This is a genomic window from Microbacterium sp. Cr-K20 (assembly GCF_000708325.1).
GTDB lineage: Bacteria > Actinomycetota > Actinomycetes > Actinomycetales > Microbacteriaceae > Microbacterium.
Window position 1 is genome coordinate 87663 of sequence record NZ_JARE01000043.1, and the last position, 17557, is coordinate 105219.

Sequence of the window (17557 nt, forward strand, 5' to 3'; positions counted from 1 at the left end):
AGCATCCGGGTCGGGGCCGTCTTCTCCCGTCACGATCCGCGCGACTATGCTCGATCCGGCAACGTCGAGAAAGGGCCAGCGATGCCCTCTCGTCTTCGGTGGATGCGGCTCCGCCCGCAGGAGGCCGCGCTCATCGCGATCACCGCGGTGTGGGGCGGCACGTTCCTGCTCGTGCACTGGGCGATGGAGTACTCGGGGCCCTGGTTCTTCGTCGGCATCCGGTTCCTGATCGCGGGACTGATCAGCGTCGTCATCTTCCGCCGCGTGCTGCGCGGCATCCGCTGGCGTGATGTCGGCGCCGGCGTCGCGATCGGCGTCATGATCTACCTCGGCTACGGACTGCAGACGCTCGGGCTGCAGACCATCGACAGCAGCACCTCGGCTTTCATCACCGCGATGTATGTGCCGCTGGTTCCGTTCGCGCAGTGGGCCGTGTTCCGAAAGCGACCGCCGGCCATGGCCTTCGCGGGTGCCGGGCTGGCGTTCGTGGGGCTGCTGCTGATCGCCGGGCCCGACGCCTTCGCGCTCACCCTCGGCATGGGCGAGATCGCGACCATGATCAGCACTCTGCCCATCGCGGCCGAGATCATCCTGATCAGCCTGTTCGCCGGGAAGATCGACCTCGGCCGCATCACCGTCATCCAGCTGCTGACCGCCGGAGTGCTGGGGCTGCTCACGATGCCGGTGGTGGGTGAGGGCGTGCCGGAGTTCTCATGGATCTGGGTCGGCTGCGCGGTGGGGCTGGGTGCGGCGAGCTGCCTGATCCAGCTGACCATGAACTGGGCGCAGAAGTCGGTCTCCCCCACCCGCGCGACCATCATCTACGCCGGCGAGCCGGTGTGGGCGGGGGTCATCGGGCGTATCGCCGGCGAGCGCCTGCCCGCGACCGCGCTCATCGGCGGAGCGCTCGTCGTGCTCGGGATCCTCGCGAGCGAGCTGAAGCTCGTGCGGCGGCGAGCCGAGAGCGGCGGCTCGCCGCCACCGCTCGACGACGTCAGACCGTGAGCAGCACCTTGGTGGCGCGACGCTCGTCCATGGCGCGATAGCCCTCGGCGGCATCCTCGAGTGGGAGGGTGAGGTCGAACACCTTGCCGGGGTCGATCTTGCGGTCCCAGATGAGCTGGATCAGCTGGGGCAGGAAGCGCCGCACCGGCGCGGGCCCACCGTGCAGGTGCACGCCGGAGAAGAACAGCTCTTCACCGGGCAGTGCCACGTCGTGCGAGACGCCGACGTAGCCGACGTGGCCGCCGGGGCGGGTCGAACGGATCGCCTGCATCATCGACTCCTGCGTGCCGACCGCCTCGATCACCGAGTGCGCGCCGAGCCCGTTCGTGAGCTCCTTGATGCGCGCCACACCCTCGTCTCCGCGCTCTTCGACGATGTCGGTGGCGCCGAACTCGCGCGCCAGTGCCTGCCGGTCGGCGTGCCGGCTCATCGCGATGATGCGTTCGGCCCCGAGTTCGCGGGCGGCGAGGATGCCCAGCAACCCCACCGCTCCGTCACCGACGACGGCGACGGTCTTGCCGGGTCCGGCCTCGGCGGCGACCGCCGCGAACCAGCCCGTGCCGAGGACGTCGGATGCCGCGAGCAAAGAGGGGATCAGGTCGGCGTCGGGCTGCCCGGGGGTGGCGACGAGCGTGCCGTCGGCGTGCGGGATGAGCGAGTACTCGGCCTGCGTGCCGTACTTCCCCATCGGGACCACGTGCACGCAGCGGGACTGGTAGCCCGCCTGGCAGATCTCGCAGGTGTTGTCCGAGGCCATGAACGAGCCGACCACGAAGTCGCCGACCTTCAGGGTCTGCACCGCGTCGCCGATCTCCTCGACGACGCCGACGTACTCGTGCCCCATCGGGGTGTGATCGACGTCGTCGTCGCCGCGGTACGGCCACAGGTCGGACCCGCAGATGCAGGTCGCGGCGAGCCGGATGACGGCATCCGTCGGCCGGGTGATCGTCGGCTTCTCGCGCTCCTCGACCCGGACGTCGCCGGGGGCGTACATGACTACTCCACGCATTCTTACTGCTCCTTCTGTCGTGTGAATCCAGTCAACGCCGATTCCGGCACGGGTGGGAGGCTCTCTCATGGCACCCCTCGGATCACGGCGGACGGGAATAGTTCGACGGGCCGCGCGTTGCACCCGACATGATTGAAACTTCAACCGTCGCTCCGGTCGCCACGGAGCGCACCCGCGTCCGCGTGCCGCTGCGCTTCGGCGACGGCTTCTCCACCACCGCCGATGTCGTCACCTTCGACGGCCTGATCGACGGCCGCGAGCACCTGCTGCTCGGCCTCGGCGACTGGCGTGCGGCACTCGAGCACGCGGCCGACGGGGGCGCCGCACCCCTCGTGCGCCCGCACAGCGAGTGCCTGACCGGTGACGTCTTCGGCTCGGAGCGCTGCGACTGCGGCCCCCAGCTGCGCGAGGCCGTGGACCGCATCGCCGACGAGGGCGGATTCCTGCTCTACCTGCGCCAGGAGGGTCGAGGTATCGGCCTGTACGCCAAGCTCGACGCCTACGCGCTGCAAGACGCCGGACTCGACACGTATGAGGCCAACGTCGCCCTGGGCCACGGCGAAGACGAGCGCGACTACACCGTCGCCGCGCAGATGCTGAACGCGGTCGGCGTCGACGGCATCCGCCTCCTGAGCAACAACCCCGACAAGGCCGTGCAGCTCGAAGCCCTCGGCATCCGCGTCTCCGAGCGCGTGCCCACCGAGGTGCACCTGTCGGAGGCGAACACCCGCTACCTGCAGGCCAAGCGGGACCACACCGCCCACACGCTCGACCTGTCGGCCGCCTGATGACTGCGCAGGTGTTGAGCGACCGCCGGCTCGACGACGCCGAGATGCACACGTGGCTGCCCACCATCCGCTTCGTGCAGCTTCTGCCACAGGTGCTGGACCGCGCGCTGAAGGCCGAGACGGGCCTCAAGCACGCGCACTATGCGATCCTCGTCACGCTCGCGGGCCAGGACGACCGAGCGGTGCCGATGACCGAGCTCGCCCAGATCGCCGGCCTCAGCCGCTCGCGCCTCAGCCATGCGATCGACTCCCTCGAGGAGCGCGGCTGGGTGACCCGCACCTCGTGCAGCAGCGACAAGCGCACCCTGACGGCGGCACTCACGGATGCCGGTCGCGAACTGCTCCGAGGAGCAGCCCCCGTGCACGTGGCGCAGATCCGCGAGCTGGTCTTCGATCCGCTGACCGACGACGAGCGGGAGCAGCTCGGCACGATCCTCACCAAGCTGCTCCCGGGCGTCACTGCGGCACTCTAGGGCGATCAGCCTGTTCTCCTCGGTTCGGAACGCGGGTCAGGCCCGGGCCTGGGTTTTGATCTCGGCCAGAGCGTTCATGAACCCCTCCGAGCATCCGCTGGCACCTGCCAGGCGATCGAGCGTGATGTCGTCGATCTGCTTCCCGACGATCTCGCCGGGAAGTGCGTCCGCGAACGCCTGCTGGTACTGCAGCGAGGTCGGGTCCTCGGCGGGCGTGGTGATCGCGACCTCGGTCACCACGTCGTCCTCGATGGTCAGTGCGACGTCCTGATGAGAGGGCAGCGAACCGTACCATCCGGTGGCGTCGTACTCACCGTCTCGGTAGTCGACCTCAGCCGGCTCAGGTGTCGTCGAGCTGTCGCCGGTCGGGCGCGGAGCGGATTCGGCGCCACACGCCGCGAGGGAGAACCCCGCGACAAGAGCACCAGCGGCCCACGCGACCGACCTGACGAGCCGGGTCATGCTTCGGGGATCTCCCGACCGAAGGTCTCGAGGGTGACCGCTTCGGGCTCGGGGCCGCGGCGCACTCCGGTGTCGAGCGCATCGATCGCGCCGAGCTGATCGGCCGTCAGCTCGAAGTCGAACACGTCGAAGTTCTCGGCGATTCGAGCGGGGCGCACCGACTTCGGCAGCGCGGATCGCCCCTGCTGCAGGTGCCAGCGGAGCATCACCTGGGCGGGCGACTTGCCATGCGCGGCGGCGATCGCCTGGACTGTCGCGTCGTCGAAGACCGAGGCGCCGTTGGGGCGGTACGCCGTTATCCCGCCGATCGGCGACCACGCCTGGGTGACGGTGCCCGCCGCGGCATCTGCCTGCTGCACCTCGCGCTGCTGGAAGTAGGGGTGCACCTCGATCTGGTTGATCGCCGGGACGACGCTCGTCTCGGCTGCCAGCCTCTCGAGGTGGTCGACCATGAAGTTGCTGACGCCGATGGCGCGCACCCGGCCGTCGGCGAGCAGGCTCTCGAGTGCCTTGTAGGCACCGAGCGTGAGGTCGAAGCGGGTGGGCAGCGCCTGGTGCAGGATCAGCAGGTCTAGCTGGTCGACGCCGAGCTTGCCCGTCGACTTCTCGAACGCGTGCAGAGTCTCGTCGTATCCGTAGTCGCTGATCCAGACCTTCGTCTCGATGAAGATCTCGTCACGAGCGATGCCGGTGCGTCGGATCGCCTCGCCGACCTCGCGCTCGTTGCCATAGGCGGCGGCGGTGTCGATCAGGCGGTAGCCCGTCTCGAGGGCTGTGCTGACGGCATCGACGGTCTCGTCCGGGGCGGCCTGGAACACTCCGAAGCCGAGAGCCGGCATGGTGACGCCGTTGTTGAGGGTGAGATTCATGGTCATGCCTCCAGTGTGCGCCGCCGTCGAGATCGGAGGGAGGGCCTGGCATGCCCCCTCTCTTCCCGGTACCGCCAGTACCTCCCTCGTCCGACACGGAAGGCGTACCGTCGAAGTCATGGACACCCGCAGCGAGGTGCGCGAGTTCCTCTCGACGAGACGCGCACGCATCACCCCCGACCAGGCAGGTCTGCCCGCATTCGGTGGCAACCGTCGCGTGCCCGGCCTGCGCCGCGAAGAGGTCTCGCTGCTGGCCGGCGTCAGCGTCGACTACTACACGCGGCTCGAACGCGGCGACCTGTCCGGGGCATCCGACAGCGTGCTCGACGCCCTCGCCAGGGCACTGCAACTGGACGAGGCCGAGACCGCGCACCTGTTCGACCTCGCCCGTGCGGCGAACGCCTCCCCGGTCGTCCGGACGCCGCGGAAGAAACCGGGCGAGCTGCGACCCAGCATCCTCCGTCTTCTCGATGCGATGACCGAAGCCCCGGCGGTCGTGCGCAACAACTACTTCGACTACCTGGCCGCGAACGCGCTGGGCCGCGCACTCTATGCGCCGGTGTTCGCGCAGCCGCAGCCGAACAGTGCGCGCTTCGCCTTCCTCGACCCGGCGGCGCAGGACTTCTATCCGGAGTGGGATCGCAACACCCGGGAGCTCGTCGCAGCGATGCGAGGCGAGGCGGGGCGCAACCCGTTCGACCGGAAGCTGACCGACCTCGTCGGCGAGCTCTCCACGAGAAGCGAGCGGTTCCGCACACTGTGGGCCGCGCATGATGTGCGTTTCCACCGGACGGGCGTGAAGCGCATCGCGCATCCCGTCGTCGGCGAGATCGAGTTGACGTACGAGGCGTTCGCGCTGCCGGCAGACCCCGGGCTGCACCTGTCGACCTACACGGCCGAGCCGGGAACGGCATCGGCCGACAAGCTGCGGATGCTCGCCAGTTGGGCGGCGACCGAGGCGGCAGCATCCGAGGCGCCGGCACCCGAAGCGGTGGCCTCCGGAACCGCGCACGTCGTCGACACGGCACCCGAACGCGCCACCGGCCGCGCCGACGCCTGAGCGCACGGTTCTGCTCTGAGCAGAACCGCTCGAACCCGCCGGATGCCGCGGTTTATCGTGAGGCATGGCCGACCTGATCTCGTTCCCGCGCACCCCTCGCCCCGACCGCCCGAAGTCGAGCGGGCCCGAGCCGCTGTGGCGTCAGATGCTGGGCGACCAGCTGCGTCGCCGCCGCCACGACCGCGAGGAGACCCTCACCGAGACTGCGGAGAAGGCGGGCGTATCGCCCCAGTACCTCTCCGAGGTCGAACGGGGGCTGAAGGAGCCGTCGAGCGAGATGATCGCCGCCATCGCCGGCGCCCTCGACACGAGCCTGATCGACCTCACGAGCGCCGTGGCCGATGACCTGCGCTCGGCCGCGGTGCCGGCATCCGCTGCCGTCTCGGTGTCGCGCGGCGCGTTCGCCCTCGCCGCCTGACTCGTCGGTCCGTCCGCCAGGTGCCACCTGTCGGGAGAATGCGCGAATGTCGGGAGGAACCACGGCGTGTCTCCCGACATCCGTGCATCCTCCCGACATCCGTCCCGCGACGGTGGCGGGGTCAGGACCGCGGTCCGAGCACCGTGTCGATGAGCCCGTAGTCCAGGGCCGCGGATGCCGTGAACACCCGGTCGCGGTCGGTGTCGGCGCGGAGCTCCGCAACCGTGCGCCCGCTGTGCCTCGCGAGGATCTCCTCCATGTCGGACCGCACCCGCACCACCTCGTCGGCCGCGAGGATCAGATCGGGGATCGCACCGCGCGACTGGCCGGCCGGCTGATGCAGGACGATGCGGGCGTGCGCGAGCGCGGCGCGCTGGCCCTCCGCACCCGCGGCGACGAGCAGCGCAGCGGGACCGATCGCCTGTCCGACGCAGGTCGTCGCGATCGCCGGACGGATGTGCTGCATGGTGTCGTAGATCGCCAGGGCCGCGCCGGGGTCGCCGCCCTCGCTGTTGATGTAGAACTGGATGCCGCTCTCCGGACTGTCCGCGTCGAGGTGCAGCAGCTGCGCGATGAGGGCGTTCGCGACACCGGCATCGATGCCCGTTCCGAGATAGATGACGCGCTCGGCGAGCAGGTGGGAGTAGACGTCCATGATGCGCTCCCCCCGCGGATGCTGCGCGATGACGTTGGGGATCGAGTAGGTGCTCATGCGGTCACCCCCAGTCCGACGCGCGCGCGTTGCCGCGGCATCACCTCGGCGATCGAGGCCACGATCCCGTCGATGAAGCCGTAGTCCTGCGCCTGGGTCGCGGTGTACCAGCGGTCGTGCAGCGAGTCCTCGAAGATGCGCTCGAGGGGCTGGCCCGTGTCGGCCGAGATGAGGCCCAGGACCGTGTCGCGCGTGTGCCGCAGGTCGTCGGCCTGCGTCTCGATCTCGCCCGCGGAGCCGCCGATGCCCGCCGATCCCTGATGCATGAGGATGCGCGCGTGCGGCAGGGCCCGCCGCTTGCCCGGGGTGCCCGCGGAGAGCAGGAACTGCCCCGCGCTGCAGGCGAGCCCGAGGGCGAGGGTCGCCACGTCGTTGGGGATGAGCCGCATGATGTCACGGATCGCGAGCATCGACGGCACCGAGCCGCCGGGCGAGTGGATCCAGAGGGCGATGTCGGCGGCGGGATCCTCGGCCGACAGGGCGAGCAGCTGCGTCATCAGCAGTGTGCCGTTGTCATCGTCGAGCGCACCGTCGAGCACGAGCACGCGCTCGTGGAACAGTGCGCGCCGGGCCTCAGGGCCGAACTGCGGGATGGAGGGGTTGTCTTCGCTCATGCCCCCAGCATCGGTCGCCGTTTCGCGCTACGGGCCGGATTCTGCCGTGAGCGGCTCTGCCCTGAGCGGATGCGTCCTGACGCTGTCTCAGCGCAAGCCGTCCGCGCAGTTGCTGCCCGCGCGCGCCTCCCACCACAGGGCGTATTCTTCCCCGTCGCCCGCATCGATCAGCCACGGGGGGAACGTGACGTACTTCTCCATCGCGAGGCCCCAGGTCGCATCAGCCCGTGTCGACCCGGGGTCGTCTGCGGGCAGCTCATCCTCGGTCGTCCAGTGCTCGGCCGGATGGCTCTTCGCCCATTCGTAGATCTCCCGGCCGGTCTGCGACCAGTCACGGGAGTTCATGCTCTCGGCGATGTCGGCGGGCATCGGCAGCCGGTCCGGAGTGCTGTAGTCGTACGTGCAGGAGTATTTCTGCCCGTCATCGGCGACATAGCTCAGGGAGATCGTCACGTTCGTGGTGAAACCGAGCTTCGAATCCAGGATGGCCATCGTGACGATGACGAGGGCGACGAGGGCAGCCGCCGCGATCCCGATGATCCCCCATACGCGGCGACGTGGCCGAGCCGATCCTGCGGGCGACGGAGCATGACCAGCCACGAGCAGATCCTTCCCCGATTGCGGACGGCGAGGGGCCTCTTCCCGGGACACGACCGCATCGCATCCTCGTCGGGAAACTCCCCCGCATTCCATCGTGCCCGTTCCGGATACGACCCGCCAATCGCGGTGGATCGCAGCGGGTGCGGGTGCGCCCTGAGCGGATGCCGTGGGGCAGCACCCGCTCAGGGCAGGGGATGGGTGGGGTGGGGGTCAGGCGGCCAGCGCCAGGGATCGACGGTGGCTGACGCGGTGGCCGACCCAGAAGCCGATCGCCACGAGTCCGGCCAACGCGATACCGAGGATCCAGGGCAGGATCGACGGCGCGGCTCCGGCCGTCGCGGTGGCGAGCGTCCCGGATCCTTCCGCGATCAGGCCGTTGCCCTCGGCGAGGTCGGCGGCTCCGGCTTCGAGCTTGTCGCCACCCGCGGCGAGGTCTCCCGACCCCTGCGCCACGGCATCGGCTCCGACGGCCAGCTTTCCGATGCCCGCGTCGAGATCACCGGCTCCGGACTGCAGCGTGCCGATACCGGTGGCCAGCGTGGTCGCGCCGTCGTTCAGCCGGGTCGCACCGGCGCTGAGGTTCGAGGTTCCGGCGTACAGCGAGGAGGCTCCGGAAGAGAGCGTCTGCAGTCCCGATGCCAGCTTGGCGGCACCCGCCGAGAGCTGTGCGGTGCCGGACTTCAGGGTCTGCGCCCCGGCGGCGAGGGCGGGGGCCGCCTGGGGGGCGACGAGGGCGACGGTCCCGGGCCACCCCTGCGTGGGATCACCGTTCACGATCGCCCCGACACCGGCCGTGACGCGCGTCGCACCGTCTGCGGCGCCGACGAGTCCCTGCGCGAGCGCGGGGGCCGCCGCCGTCGGTGCCGCCATCGCATCCACCTGCCTGTCGACACCGTCGGCGAGAGCAGCGAGCCCCTTCAGCTGCGCGTTGTCCGGGTCCGCCGCCGACATCGCGGCGAGGGCATCACGGAGCTGCTGGGAGTTGCCGGGGGCGGTAGCGGCCAGGCCCTGGAGGGCAGTCTTCGTGTCGGGGTGGGCGAGGGTGCGCACCGAGGGGGTCACGCCGGCGGTCAACGTGTCGCTCAGGGTGGCCGCACCGGCGAGCACGGCGTTCGTGTATCGATGCGCACCGTCGACCCCAGCCGCGAGCTTCGCTGCTCCCGTCGCGACGGTCTGCGCTCCGGCATCCGCCTTCGCCATCTTCGACGCGAGCTCCTGGGCTCCGGTGAACGCGGTCTGCGCTCCCCCGCTGACCCTGCCCGCGCCGTCCACGGCCGAGGCCGCGCCTGTGGCGAGACTTCCGGCGCCCTCCGCGAGAGTCGTCGCGCCGGTCGCCGCCTTCGTGGCCCCGTCGCTCACCTTCTGCGAGCCGTCCTGCGCGCTGGCCGCGCCGGACGCGAGGTCGTCGCTGCCTTCCGCGAGCTGATCGGCGCCGTCCGAGAGGTCGGCGGCACCCGCCGCGAGCTCGGACGAACCGCTCTTCGCCGACGTGGTCCCGTCGGCGAGTTCGGAGGCGCCGGCGGCGATCTTGTTCGTCACCACGAAGAACAGGATCACCATCGTGGCCAACAGCAGGCTGAGCACGATCACGGCGATGCGCATGCCGTTGCCGTGCGCGTGGGGTTTCGTACTCGTCATCGAGGACTCCCGGGGGTCAGTGGCGTCGTTGCCACGGGCGACTGTATGGGCGCGCCGGTACGCGACCCACGGATTTGCCGTTCGAAACCAAGTCTCAGAGTCGCTGGGACTCAGTTTCTTGTCGTGAGTCCACAAACGTGGCCCGGTAGCCCTTGTCGCTCCCCGGAAAACCAGCCGTAACATCGCGGACTCACTGCCCGCCTACTCTCATGCCCATGGCGAAGCAGAAGACACCGGCGTGGTCGGAAGACGGACTCAACTTCCGCACGCGCAAGTGGGTGCGCCCCGAAGATCTCAACGCGAACGGCTCGCTGTTCGGCGGGAGCCTGCTGAAGTGGATCGACGAGGAGGCGGCGATCTACGCGATCGTCCAGCTGGGCAACTACCGCGCGGTCACCAAGCACATCTCGGAGATCAACTTCGAGGCATCGGCGGTGCTGGGCGACCTGATCGAGATCGGCCTGCAGGCCACGCATTTCGGCACGACGTCATTGACGATGCGCGCGGTCGCCCGCAACATGATCACGCGCAGGCGCATCCTCACGATCGAGAAGATCGTGTTCGTCAGCCTCGATGACGACGGAGTGCCGACGCCGCACGGCTACCGCGAGATCACCTACGACCGCGACCGGATGCCCACCGAGCGCATCGCGACCGGGACGATCCGACTTCCCTCGTCCTGAGCGGCCACGGCCGCGAACGCCTGAGACAGATCGGCGATCAGGTCGTCGACGTCTTCGAGGCCGATCGACAGACGCAGCACGTCGGCGGCAGGGCGCGCCTCGGGCGGCACCGGGCGGTGCGTGAGCGCGGCCGGATGCTGGATCAGCGAGTCCACCCCGCCGAGCGAGACCGCGTGCGTGAACAGCGTCGTCGCCGTCGTGACCGCGGATGCCGCGGCGAACCCGCCCCGCATCCGCATCGCGATCATCGCGCCCGTCCCTCGCATCTGTCGCTCGAGGATGCCGCGCGGGTCTCCGTCGAGCCCCGGATAGAAGACCTCGGCGACCTCGGGACGGTCGATCAACCACTGCACCACCCGCCGCGCGCTCTCCTGTTGGTGCCGCACCCGCACCGGCAGGGTCGTGAGACCGCGGTGCAGCAGGTACGCCCCGAGTGGATGCAGGAGCCCCCCGGTCACCGCCCGCACGCGGCGCAGCGCCTCCGCGGTCTCTTCGCTGCAGGCGACGACTCCGGCGATGACATCGCCGTGGCCGCCGAGGTATTTGGTCGCGCTGTGCAGTGACATCGCGGCGCCCAGGTCGATCGGGTTCTGCAGGATCGGGGTCGCGAACGTGTTGTCGACCACCACCGGCACGGAACCCGCCTGGCGCACCACGTCGGCGATGTCGGCGATGTCGAGCGTGGGGTTCGCGGGGGTCTCGACGACCACGAGCCCGGTGTCGGACCGCATGGACGCGGCCACCTCGTCGGGGTGGCAGTACGTCGTCTCGACGCCGAGCAGACCGGACCCGAGCAGGTGGTCGGTGCCACCGTAGAGCGGACGCACCGCGACGACGTGGCGCGCACCTGTCGCGCCGGTGTGCGCGAGGATCACGGCCGTCATCGCGGCCATGCCCGAGGCGAAGGCCACCGCTGCCTCGGCATGCTCGAGCTCGGCGAGCGCCTCTTCGAACCGGGCGACCGTCGGGTTCCACAGCCGCGCGTAGACCATGCTGCCGTCGGCGGGCGGGCGGCCTCCGGTGGCCATCGCCTCGTAGGAGTCGCCACCGCGCTCGATGTCGGGCAGCGGGTTCGTGGTCGACAGGTCGATCGGCAGCGCGTGGACCCCGAGACCCTCGAGATCGGAGCGCCCGCTGTGGACGGCGACGGTGTCGGGATGCAGCGGTGCAGTCATGCCTCCACGTTGCCGGAATCACGAGGAATCCGCAGGAACTCGACAGAGGCCGCCAGAAAATTGCCTCTGAACGCTATTCTGTGCAGCATCCGGCATCCGAAAGGCGAGCACCTTGGCGAAAGCGCAACTCGACGAGATCGACCTCGAACTGCTGGCGGTCCTCACCCGTGATGCCGAGACGACCAACAAGGCCCTGGCGCATCGGCTCGGCCTCGCCGAGTCGACGTGTGCGCACCGCGTGCGGGCGCTGCGCGAGCGGGGCGTGATCCGCGACACCCGCATCCGCATCGACGGGGCGGCCCTCGGCTTCCCCCTGCAGGCGATCATCAAGGTGCGCCTCGCCAATCACACCGGCGCCAAGGTGACGGCGCTGTTCGACGCACTCGCGAGCGTCCCGCGGGTGCTGCAGGTCTTCCATGTGGCAGGAGTCGACGACTTCTTGGTGCACGTGGCGGTGCAGGACGCGACCGCCCTCCGCGACATCGTGCTGGAGCACATCACGGTGCACCCGGTCGTGCGCGGCACCGAGACCCAGCTCGTGTTCGAGCTGCGCGACGGTCCGGGCGTCCTGCCGCGGTGACCCCGGGATCCGGGTGACCTGCGCGAAGATGGAATGCACGTCCGCACCGGAGCAAGGGAGCACCATGAGCCGCAGCGCCACCGCCGCCACGCACACCATTCGCGAGATGCGGGACTTCCTCTTCGCGAACGCCACCGACTACGCCGCGGCCCGTGCGGGGTTCGCCTGGCCTGAGGTCGACGAGTTCAACTTCGCACTCGAGTGGTTCGACGTGATCGCCGGCGAGAACCCCGACCGGCCGGCCGTGCAGATCGTCGAGGCCGACCTGAGCCTGCGCACCTGGACCTACGGCGAGCTTTCGACGCGCTCCGATCAGGTCGCGGCCTGGCTCACCGGTCTCGGCATCCGACGCGGCGACCACGTGATCGTGATGCTCAACAACACGATCGAGCTGTGGGAGGTGATGCTGGCGATCACGAAGATCGGCGCCGTGTCGATCCCGACCTCGACCCTGCTCTCCGCCTCCGATCTCGCATACCGCGTCGAACACGGTCGAGCCGGCGCGGTCGTCACCCTCGGCCCGCTCGCCGATCGGCTCGCGGACATCGCCCCCGGCATCCTCCGCATCGGCGTCGGCGACGGCATCCCGGCGGAGTGGGCGCGCTTCACCGACTCGACCGACGCGCCGAACGCCTTCGAACCCGATGGGCCGACCGCCGCGACCGACACCGCACTGCTCTACTTCACCTCGGGCACCACGAACCGGCCGAAGCTCGTGCAGCACACCCACGTCTCCTACCCGGTCGGGCACCTTTCGACCATGTGGTGGCTCGGCGTGCGCCCCGACGACGTGCACCTCAACATCTCGTCCCCCGGCTGGGCGAAGCACGCCTGGTCGAGCTTCTACTCGCCGTTCCTGGCCGAGGCGACCGTGTTCGTCTACAACTACGACCGCTTCGACGCGAACACCCTCATGCAGGTCATGGACACCCATCACGTGTCGACGTTCTGCGCGCCGCCGACCGTGTGGCGGATGTTGATCCAGGCCGACCTCGCGCGTCTCACCCACCCGCCGCGCGAACTCGTCGGAGCGGGCGAGCCGTTGAACCCCGAGGTCATCGACCGCGTGCGCGAGGCCTGGGGCGGCACGATCCGCGACGGGTTCGGACAGACCGAGATGACGGCCTGCATCGGCAACTCCCCCGGCCAGCCCGTCAAGGTCGGGTCGATGGGACGCCCGCTGCCCGGCTACCCTGTCGTGCTGCTCGACCCGGTCACCGGAGACGTCGTCGAAAGCGAGGGGGAGATCGCGCTCGACCTGTCCCAACCGCCGCTCGGACTCATGGCCGGGTACTACGACGACCCCGCGAAGACGGCCGAGTCCCGGGCGGGCGGCTTCCACCACACCGGCGACATCGCGGTGTGCGACGACGACGGCTACCTCACGTACATCGGTCGCTCGGACGACGTGTTCAAGGCCTCCGACTACAAGATCTCCCCGTTCGAACTCGAGTCGGTGCTGCTCGAGCACGACCTGGTGATCGAGGCGGCCGTGATTCCGAGCCCCGATCCGACGCGTCTGGCCGTGCCGAAGGCGTACGTCTGCCTGACCCCGGATGCCACCGACGGCGCGGAAGACGCGGCTCGCGCGATCTTCGCCTACGCACACGACCGCCTGTCGTCGCACCTGTGGGTGCGGATCATCGAGTTCGTCCCCGAGCTGCCGAAGACGATCTCCGGCAAGATCCGCCGCGTCGAGCTGCGTGCGCGGGAAGCGGCACGGGTCGGATCCGGCGACGAGACCGGACAGCACCGCGACCGCGACTACCGCTGAGCGCTCAGGACACCACCGGGATCGACGCCGTCGCGGCGGACTTCGTCGCGAGCGTCCGCTTCGACACGACTGCCGGCGCGGTCGGGGAGACCGCCCGGGGCAGTGCATCGGCCGCCGCCTCGTTCGTCCGCCCGGCTCCGGCCGCACTCATGATGGCCCGCACGACCCCGCCGATGACGAGCATGCCCACGAGCGAGGCGCACGCCAATATCAACGGCAGCCACTGCTGCGCGAACGACGCGGTGAAGCTCATCAGCGCGCCCACGATCCATACGCCGACCGCACCCCCGACGAGCCCTCCAGAGCTCCGGATGACCGCGACCGCAGCGACGATCGCACAGGCACCGGCGATGGCCGCACCCACGTAGCCGATCGGCACCATCACTTCGGCCAAATCGTTGGCCACTCTCATTGTCGTCATGACGACCCCCCGGTCCAGCGGAAACTCCGCTACCTCGACACTAGAAGTGTGTCGCGGAAAGGCCATCCGTCTCAAGTCCCATCCGCATCATCCTGCAGACGGAGATCTGCCGACGCGGAACACGGAGCGGGGCGGGGTCAGCGGCGGCTCGGCCACCGCAGCCGACGGGGGCGGACGACGCGCACCGGCTGGGTGACGACGGCATCCACGACCATCGAGCCGTCGGTCGGTCCGACGATCGCGATCGCCGAGGTCTCGGTGGCCTCGGCCGGCGCGACCGGAAGCCGTCCGAGCTCGCGGTGTGCCCGCACGTAGGCCGGGACCAGCAGCACGATCGCGCCCACCCAGGCGAGTGGGTTGCTCAGCGCGACGCCGTCGAACCCGATCCACGCGCCCAGCACGATGGCCGCCCCCACGCGCATCACCAGCTCGATCACCCCGGTCACGGTGGGCACGAGAGTGTGGCCGAGTCCCTGCAGTGCGCCGCGCAGCACGAACAGCATGCCCAGCGCCCAGTAGCCGCAGCCGTTGATGATGAGCATCCGGTGGGCCATGTCGACGACGTCGTCCGATCCCGCACCGATGAACAGTCGCACCATCGGGGCGCCGAACGCGATCAGCAGGCCACCGAGCACCACACCGGCGGCGACCGCCATCCAGGTCGCCTCGACGACTCCGCGACGGATGCGGTCGGGGCGGCGGCCACCGTGGTTCTGCGCGGCGTACATCGAGACCGCGAGGCCCAGCGACGACAGCAGCGCGACCGCGAGGCTGTCGACCCGGGAACCGGTCGTGTAGGCGGCGACGGCGTCGGCCCCGAGGGTGTTCAGCGCGACCTGCACCGTGAGTGTGCCGATCGCGATGATCGACGCCTGGAAGCCCATGGGCAGGCCGAGGCGCAGGTGCTCGGCGATGTCGTCCCCGGTGATCCGCCAGTCGGCACGACGCAGGTGCAGCATCGGCAGGCGCCGGCGGACGAACTCGAGGCAGAGCGCCACCGAGACGGCCTGTGCGACCACGGTCGCGAGAGCGGCACCGCCCACGCCCCATTCGAGGGGACCGACCATCAGCACGACGAGCCCGACGTTCAGCGCGCACGAGACGGTGAGGAACACCAGCGGCGTCTTGGAGTCGCCGATCGCGCGGATGATCGCGGAGAGGTAGTTGAAGAACATCGTCGCGCTGGCACCGAGGAAGCTGATCTGCGTGAAGATCGTGGCTTCGGCCATCAGCTCCGGAGGCGTCTGCAGCAGGGTGAGGATCGGGCCGGCGAGGAGGGGGGCTGCGACCGTCAGGATCACGCTCGTGATGGCACTGAGGAACACACCCGTGGCCACCGAGCGGCGTACGGCCGCATCGTCCCGCGCACCGAAGGCCTGCGCGATGGGGATCGCGAATCCGCTCGTCAGACCCCAGGCGAAGCCGAGCAGCAGGAACAGCAGGCTGCCGGTCGCGCCCACCGCCGCGAGGGAGGTGACGCCGAGGTGCCGTCCGACGACGATCGCGTCGGCGAACTGGTACAGCTGCTGCACCACGTTGCCGAGGAGCAGCGGGATGGAGAAGGCGAGGATGACGCGCCACGGGCGGCCCGTGGTGAGGGAGGTGGCCATGAAGGAGCGGCTCGCAGAACTGGGGGACGGATCGGGGCTCGAACAAGCCTATCGAATCGATTCGGCGCAGCGGTATCCCTGATCTCGATTCTGTCGGTCGGGGAGGCGAAAGGTACCGTCGGAGCCAAACCGTCGACGTAGGCCGGAGGACGAGAGTGACGAAGCAGCACCCGGGGGGAACCGGAAGCACGCCCGATGTCGATGCCGATGGGGAGGAGCAGCACCTGCGGCGCGCGCTGAGCAACCGCCACATCCAGCTGCTCGCGATCGGCGGCGCGATCGGAACCGGCCTGTTCATGGGCAGCGGCAAGACGATCTCGGTGGCAGGACCATCGGTGATCTTCGTCTACATGATCATCGGCTTCATGCTGTTCTTCGTCATGCGGGCGATGGGCGAACTGCTGCTGTCGAACCTCAAGTACAAGTCGTTCAGTGACTTCGCGAGCGATCTGCTCGGGCCGTGGGCGGGATTCTTCACCGGGTGGACCTACTGGTTCTGCTGGGTGGTCACCGGCGTCGCCGACGTGATCGCGATCGCGGGCTACACGGATGCGCTCATCCCCGGCGTCCCGTTGTGGATCCCGGGCGTCCTCGTGATCGTGATCCTGCTCGCCCTGAACCTGCCGACCGTCGCCGCGTTCGGCGAGATGGAGTTCTGGTTCGCGCTGATCAAGATCGTCGCGATCGTCGCCCTCATCGTCACCGGTCTGGTGATGATCTTCACCGGCTTCCAGCACGAGGCGGGGACCGCCAGCTTCTCGAACCTGTGGGATCACGGCGGCATGTTCCCGCACGGCTTCATGGGCTTCGTCGCGGGATTCCAGATCGCCGTGTTCGCGTTCGTCGGCGTCGAGCTCGTCGGCACCGCGGCCGCCGAGACCAAGGACCCGAAGCGCAATCTGCCGAAGGCGATCAACGCGATCCCGATCCGCATCCTGCTGTTCTACGTGGGCGCACTCATCGTGCTGATGGCGGTGACCCCGTGGACCGAGTACGTCGCCGGCGAGAGTCCGTTCATCGCGATGTTCGCCCTCGCCGGACTCGGCATCGCGGCGACGGTCGTGAACCTGGTCGTGCTGACCTCGGCGATGTCGAGCGCCAACTCCGGCATCTACTCGACCTCGCGCATGGTGTTCGGCCTCGCACAGGACGGGGATGCCCCGCGGATCTTCGGCCGACTCTCGCGCCGCCGCGTGCCGCAGAACGCCCTGTTCCTCTCGTGCATCCTGCTGCTCTCCGGCGTCGTGCTGCTCTACGCGGGCAAGGACATCGGCACGGCCTTCGACATGGTGACCACGGTCTCGGCGCTGTGCTTCATGTTCGTGTGGACGATCTTCCTGTGCAGCTACCTCGTGTACCGGCGCACCCGCAAGGACAAGGTCGCCGCGTCGACGTTCCGGATGCCGGGCGGGGTGTTCATGGTCTACGTGGTGCTCGCGTTCTTCGTGTTCGTCCTGTGGGCGCTGACCACGCAGCCCGACACGCTGACCGCGCTGTTGGTCACGCCGATCTGGTTCGTGCTGCTGTTCGTGGCGTGGCTGTTCGTGCGGAGGTCGCCGAACCATCTCGCCCGGCACGCCGCGCACATCGCGCACCTGCGCGACGACTCGGTCGAGGCGGACACGGACTGAGCTCCGGCCGCCTCGGTCGCCCTCAGGATCGGCGC

Annotated in this window: 19 protein-coding genes; 9 read left to right on the plus strand and 10 right to left on the minus strand. The window is 69.4% G+C overall.

Annotation, left to right across the window (positions count from 1 at the left end; translation table 11 throughout):
• Positions 1–81: 81 nt before the first annotated feature.
• Positions 82–1005, plus strand: a complete 924-nt coding sequence (locus tag GZ67_RS0107305) for a DMT family transporter (protein WP_051662410.1) — start codon at positions 82–84, stop codon at positions 1003–1005.
• Here the strand turns inward: GZ67_RS0107305 and GZ67_RS0107310 are convergent.
• Positions 995–2014 (minus strand): zinc-dependent alcohol dehydrogenase family protein, encoded by a 1020-nt coding sequence (locus tag GZ67_RS0107310; protein WP_029264359.1) that lies wholly within the window; start codon positions 2012–2014, stop codon positions 995–997. The genes GZ67_RS0107305 and GZ67_RS0107310 overlap by 11 nt on opposite strands.
• A 128-nt stretch (positions 2015–2142) precedes the next feature.
• Between GZ67_RS0107310 and GZ67_RS0107315 the strand changes: the two genes are divergently transcribed.
• Together GZ67_RS0107315 and GZ67_RS0107320 are read left to right on the plus strand one after the other, a co-directional pair.
• Positions 2143–2802 (plus strand): GTP cyclohydrolase II, encoded by a 660-nt coding sequence (locus GZ67_RS0107315; protein ID WP_029264358.1) that lies wholly within the window; start codon positions 2143–2145, stop codon positions 2800–2802.
• Positions 2802–3275 carry a MarR family winged helix-turn-helix transcriptional regulator gene (locus GZ67_RS0107320; RefSeq protein ID WP_029264357.1) on the plus strand — a complete coding sequence of 158 codons (474 nt, stop codon included), beginning with the start codon at positions 2802–2804 and terminating at the stop codon, positions 3273–3275. The genes GZ67_RS0107315 and GZ67_RS0107320 overlap by 1 nt, the downstream gene beginning before the upstream one ends.
• Before the next feature lie 36 nt (positions 3276–3311).
• Here the strand turns inward: GZ67_RS0107320 and GZ67_RS0107325 are convergent, their stop codons facing one another.
• Together GZ67_RS0107325 and GZ67_RS0107330 are read right to left on the minus strand one after the other, a co-directional pair.
• On the minus strand, positions 3312–3737 hold the full coding sequence (locus tag GZ67_RS0107325) for a hypothetical protein (RefSeq protein ID WP_051662411.1): 426 nt from the start codon (positions 3735–3737) through the stop codon (positions 3312–3314).
• Positions 3734–4606, minus strand: coding sequence for an aldo/keto reductase (locus GZ67_RS0107330; protein ID WP_197021096.1), 873 nt, complete (start codon positions 4604–4606; stop codon positions 3734–3736). Before GZ67_RS0107330 ends, GZ67_RS0107325 begins: the two co-directional genes overlap by 4 nt.
• 118 nt (positions 4607–4724) lie before the next feature.
• Between GZ67_RS0107330 and GZ67_RS0107335 the strand changes: the two genes are divergently transcribed.
• Both GZ67_RS0107335 and GZ67_RS0107340 read left to right on the plus strand, forming a co-directional pair.
• Positions 4725–5666: a helix-turn-helix domain-containing protein gene (locus tag GZ67_RS0107335; protein WP_051662412.1), complete on the plus strand. Its 942-nt coding sequence runs from the start codon at positions 4725–4727 to the stop codon at positions 5664–5666.
• A gap of 64 nt (positions 5667–5730) precedes the next feature.
• Entirely contained in the window at positions 5731–6084 is a 354-nt protein-coding gene (locus GZ67_RS0107340; RefSeq protein ID WP_029264353.1) for a helix-turn-helix domain-containing protein, read from the plus strand.
• Positions 6085–6205: 121 nt separating this feature from the next.
• On the opposite strand, the gene GZ67_RS0107345 is transcribed toward GZ67_RS0107340, so the two are convergent.
• The 4 genes from GZ67_RS0107345 to GZ67_RS0107360 all read right to left on the minus strand — a co-directional run bounded on the left by GZ67_RS0107345 (position 6206) and on the right by GZ67_RS0107360 (position 9648).
• Positions 6206–6796 carry a ClpP family protease gene (locus GZ67_RS0107345; RefSeq protein WP_029264352.1) on the minus strand — a complete coding sequence of 197 codons (591 nt, stop codon included), beginning with the start codon at positions 6794–6796 and terminating at the stop codon, positions 6206–6208.
• Positions 6793–7410 carry a ClpP family protease gene (locus GZ67_RS0107350; RefSeq protein WP_029264351.1) on the minus strand — a complete coding sequence of 206 codons (618 nt, stop codon included), beginning with the start codon at positions 7408–7410 and terminating at the stop codon, positions 6793–6795. Before GZ67_RS0107350 ends, GZ67_RS0107345 begins: the two co-directional genes overlap by 4 nt.
• 87 nt (positions 7411–7497) lie before the next feature.
• The gene (locus tag GZ67_RS0107355) at positions 7498–8010 is read right to left on the minus strand and encodes a hypothetical protein (protein ID WP_081859924.1); all 513 of its coding nucleotides are present in this window, start codon (positions 8008–8010) and stop codon (positions 7498–7500) included.
• 210 nt (positions 8011–8220) lie between these two features.
• Entirely contained in the window at positions 8221–9648 is a 1428-nt protein-coding gene (locus GZ67_RS0107360; RefSeq protein ID WP_168380821.1) for a hypothetical protein, read from the minus strand.
• A 215-nt stretch (positions 9649–9863) separates the two neighbouring features.
• Between GZ67_RS0107360 and GZ67_RS0107365 the strand changes: the two genes are divergently transcribed.
• Positions 9864–10331, plus strand: coding sequence for an acyl-CoA thioesterase (locus GZ67_RS0107365; RefSeq protein WP_051662413.1), 468 nt, complete (start codon positions 9864–9866; stop codon positions 10329–10331).
• Here the strand turns inward: GZ67_RS0107365 and GZ67_RS0107370 are convergent.
• Positions 10265–11506, minus strand: coding sequence for a trans-sulfuration enzyme family protein (locus GZ67_RS0107370; protein WP_081859926.1), 1242 nt, complete (start codon positions 11504–11506; stop codon positions 10265–10267). The two genes, GZ67_RS0107365 and GZ67_RS0107370, sit on opposite strands and share 67 nt — an antisense overlap.
• A gap of 112 nt (positions 11507–11618) precedes the next feature.
• On the opposite strand from GZ67_RS0107370, the gene GZ67_RS0107375 reads away from it, so the two are divergent.
• A complete protein-coding gene (locus GZ67_RS0107375) occupies positions 11619–12086 on the plus strand; it encodes an Lrp/AsnC family transcriptional regulator (RefSeq protein ID WP_029264346.1) in 468 nt (155 codons plus the stop codon).
• Between the two features lie 64 nt (positions 12087–12150).
• Entirely contained in the window at positions 12151–13860 is a 1710-nt protein-coding gene (locus GZ67_RS0107380) for an AMP-binding protein (protein WP_029264345.1), read from the plus strand.
• A gap of 4 nt (positions 13861–13864) precedes the next feature.
• Here the strand turns inward: GZ67_RS0107380 and GZ67_RS0107385 are convergent, their stop codons facing one another.
• Positions 13865–14281, minus strand: coding sequence for a hypothetical protein (locus tag GZ67_RS0107385; RefSeq protein ID WP_136025786.1), 417 nt, complete (start codon positions 14279–14281; stop codon positions 13865–13867).
• Between the two features lie 137 nt (positions 14282–14418).
• Positions 14419–15891 carry an MATE family efflux transporter gene (locus tag GZ67_RS0107390; protein WP_029264343.1) on the minus strand — a complete coding sequence of 491 codons (1473 nt, stop codon included), beginning with the start codon at positions 15889–15891 and terminating at the stop codon, positions 14419–14421.
• A gap of 155 nt (positions 15892–16046) precedes the next feature.
• Between GZ67_RS0107390 and cycA the strand changes: the two genes are divergently transcribed.
• Positions 16047–17522, plus strand: coding sequence for a D-serine/D-alanine/glycine transporter (cycA, locus tag GZ67_RS0107395; RefSeq protein WP_029273840.1), 1476 nt, complete (start codon positions 16047–16049; stop codon positions 17520–17522).
• The last annotated feature ends 35 nt before the right edge of the window (positions 17523–17557 follow it).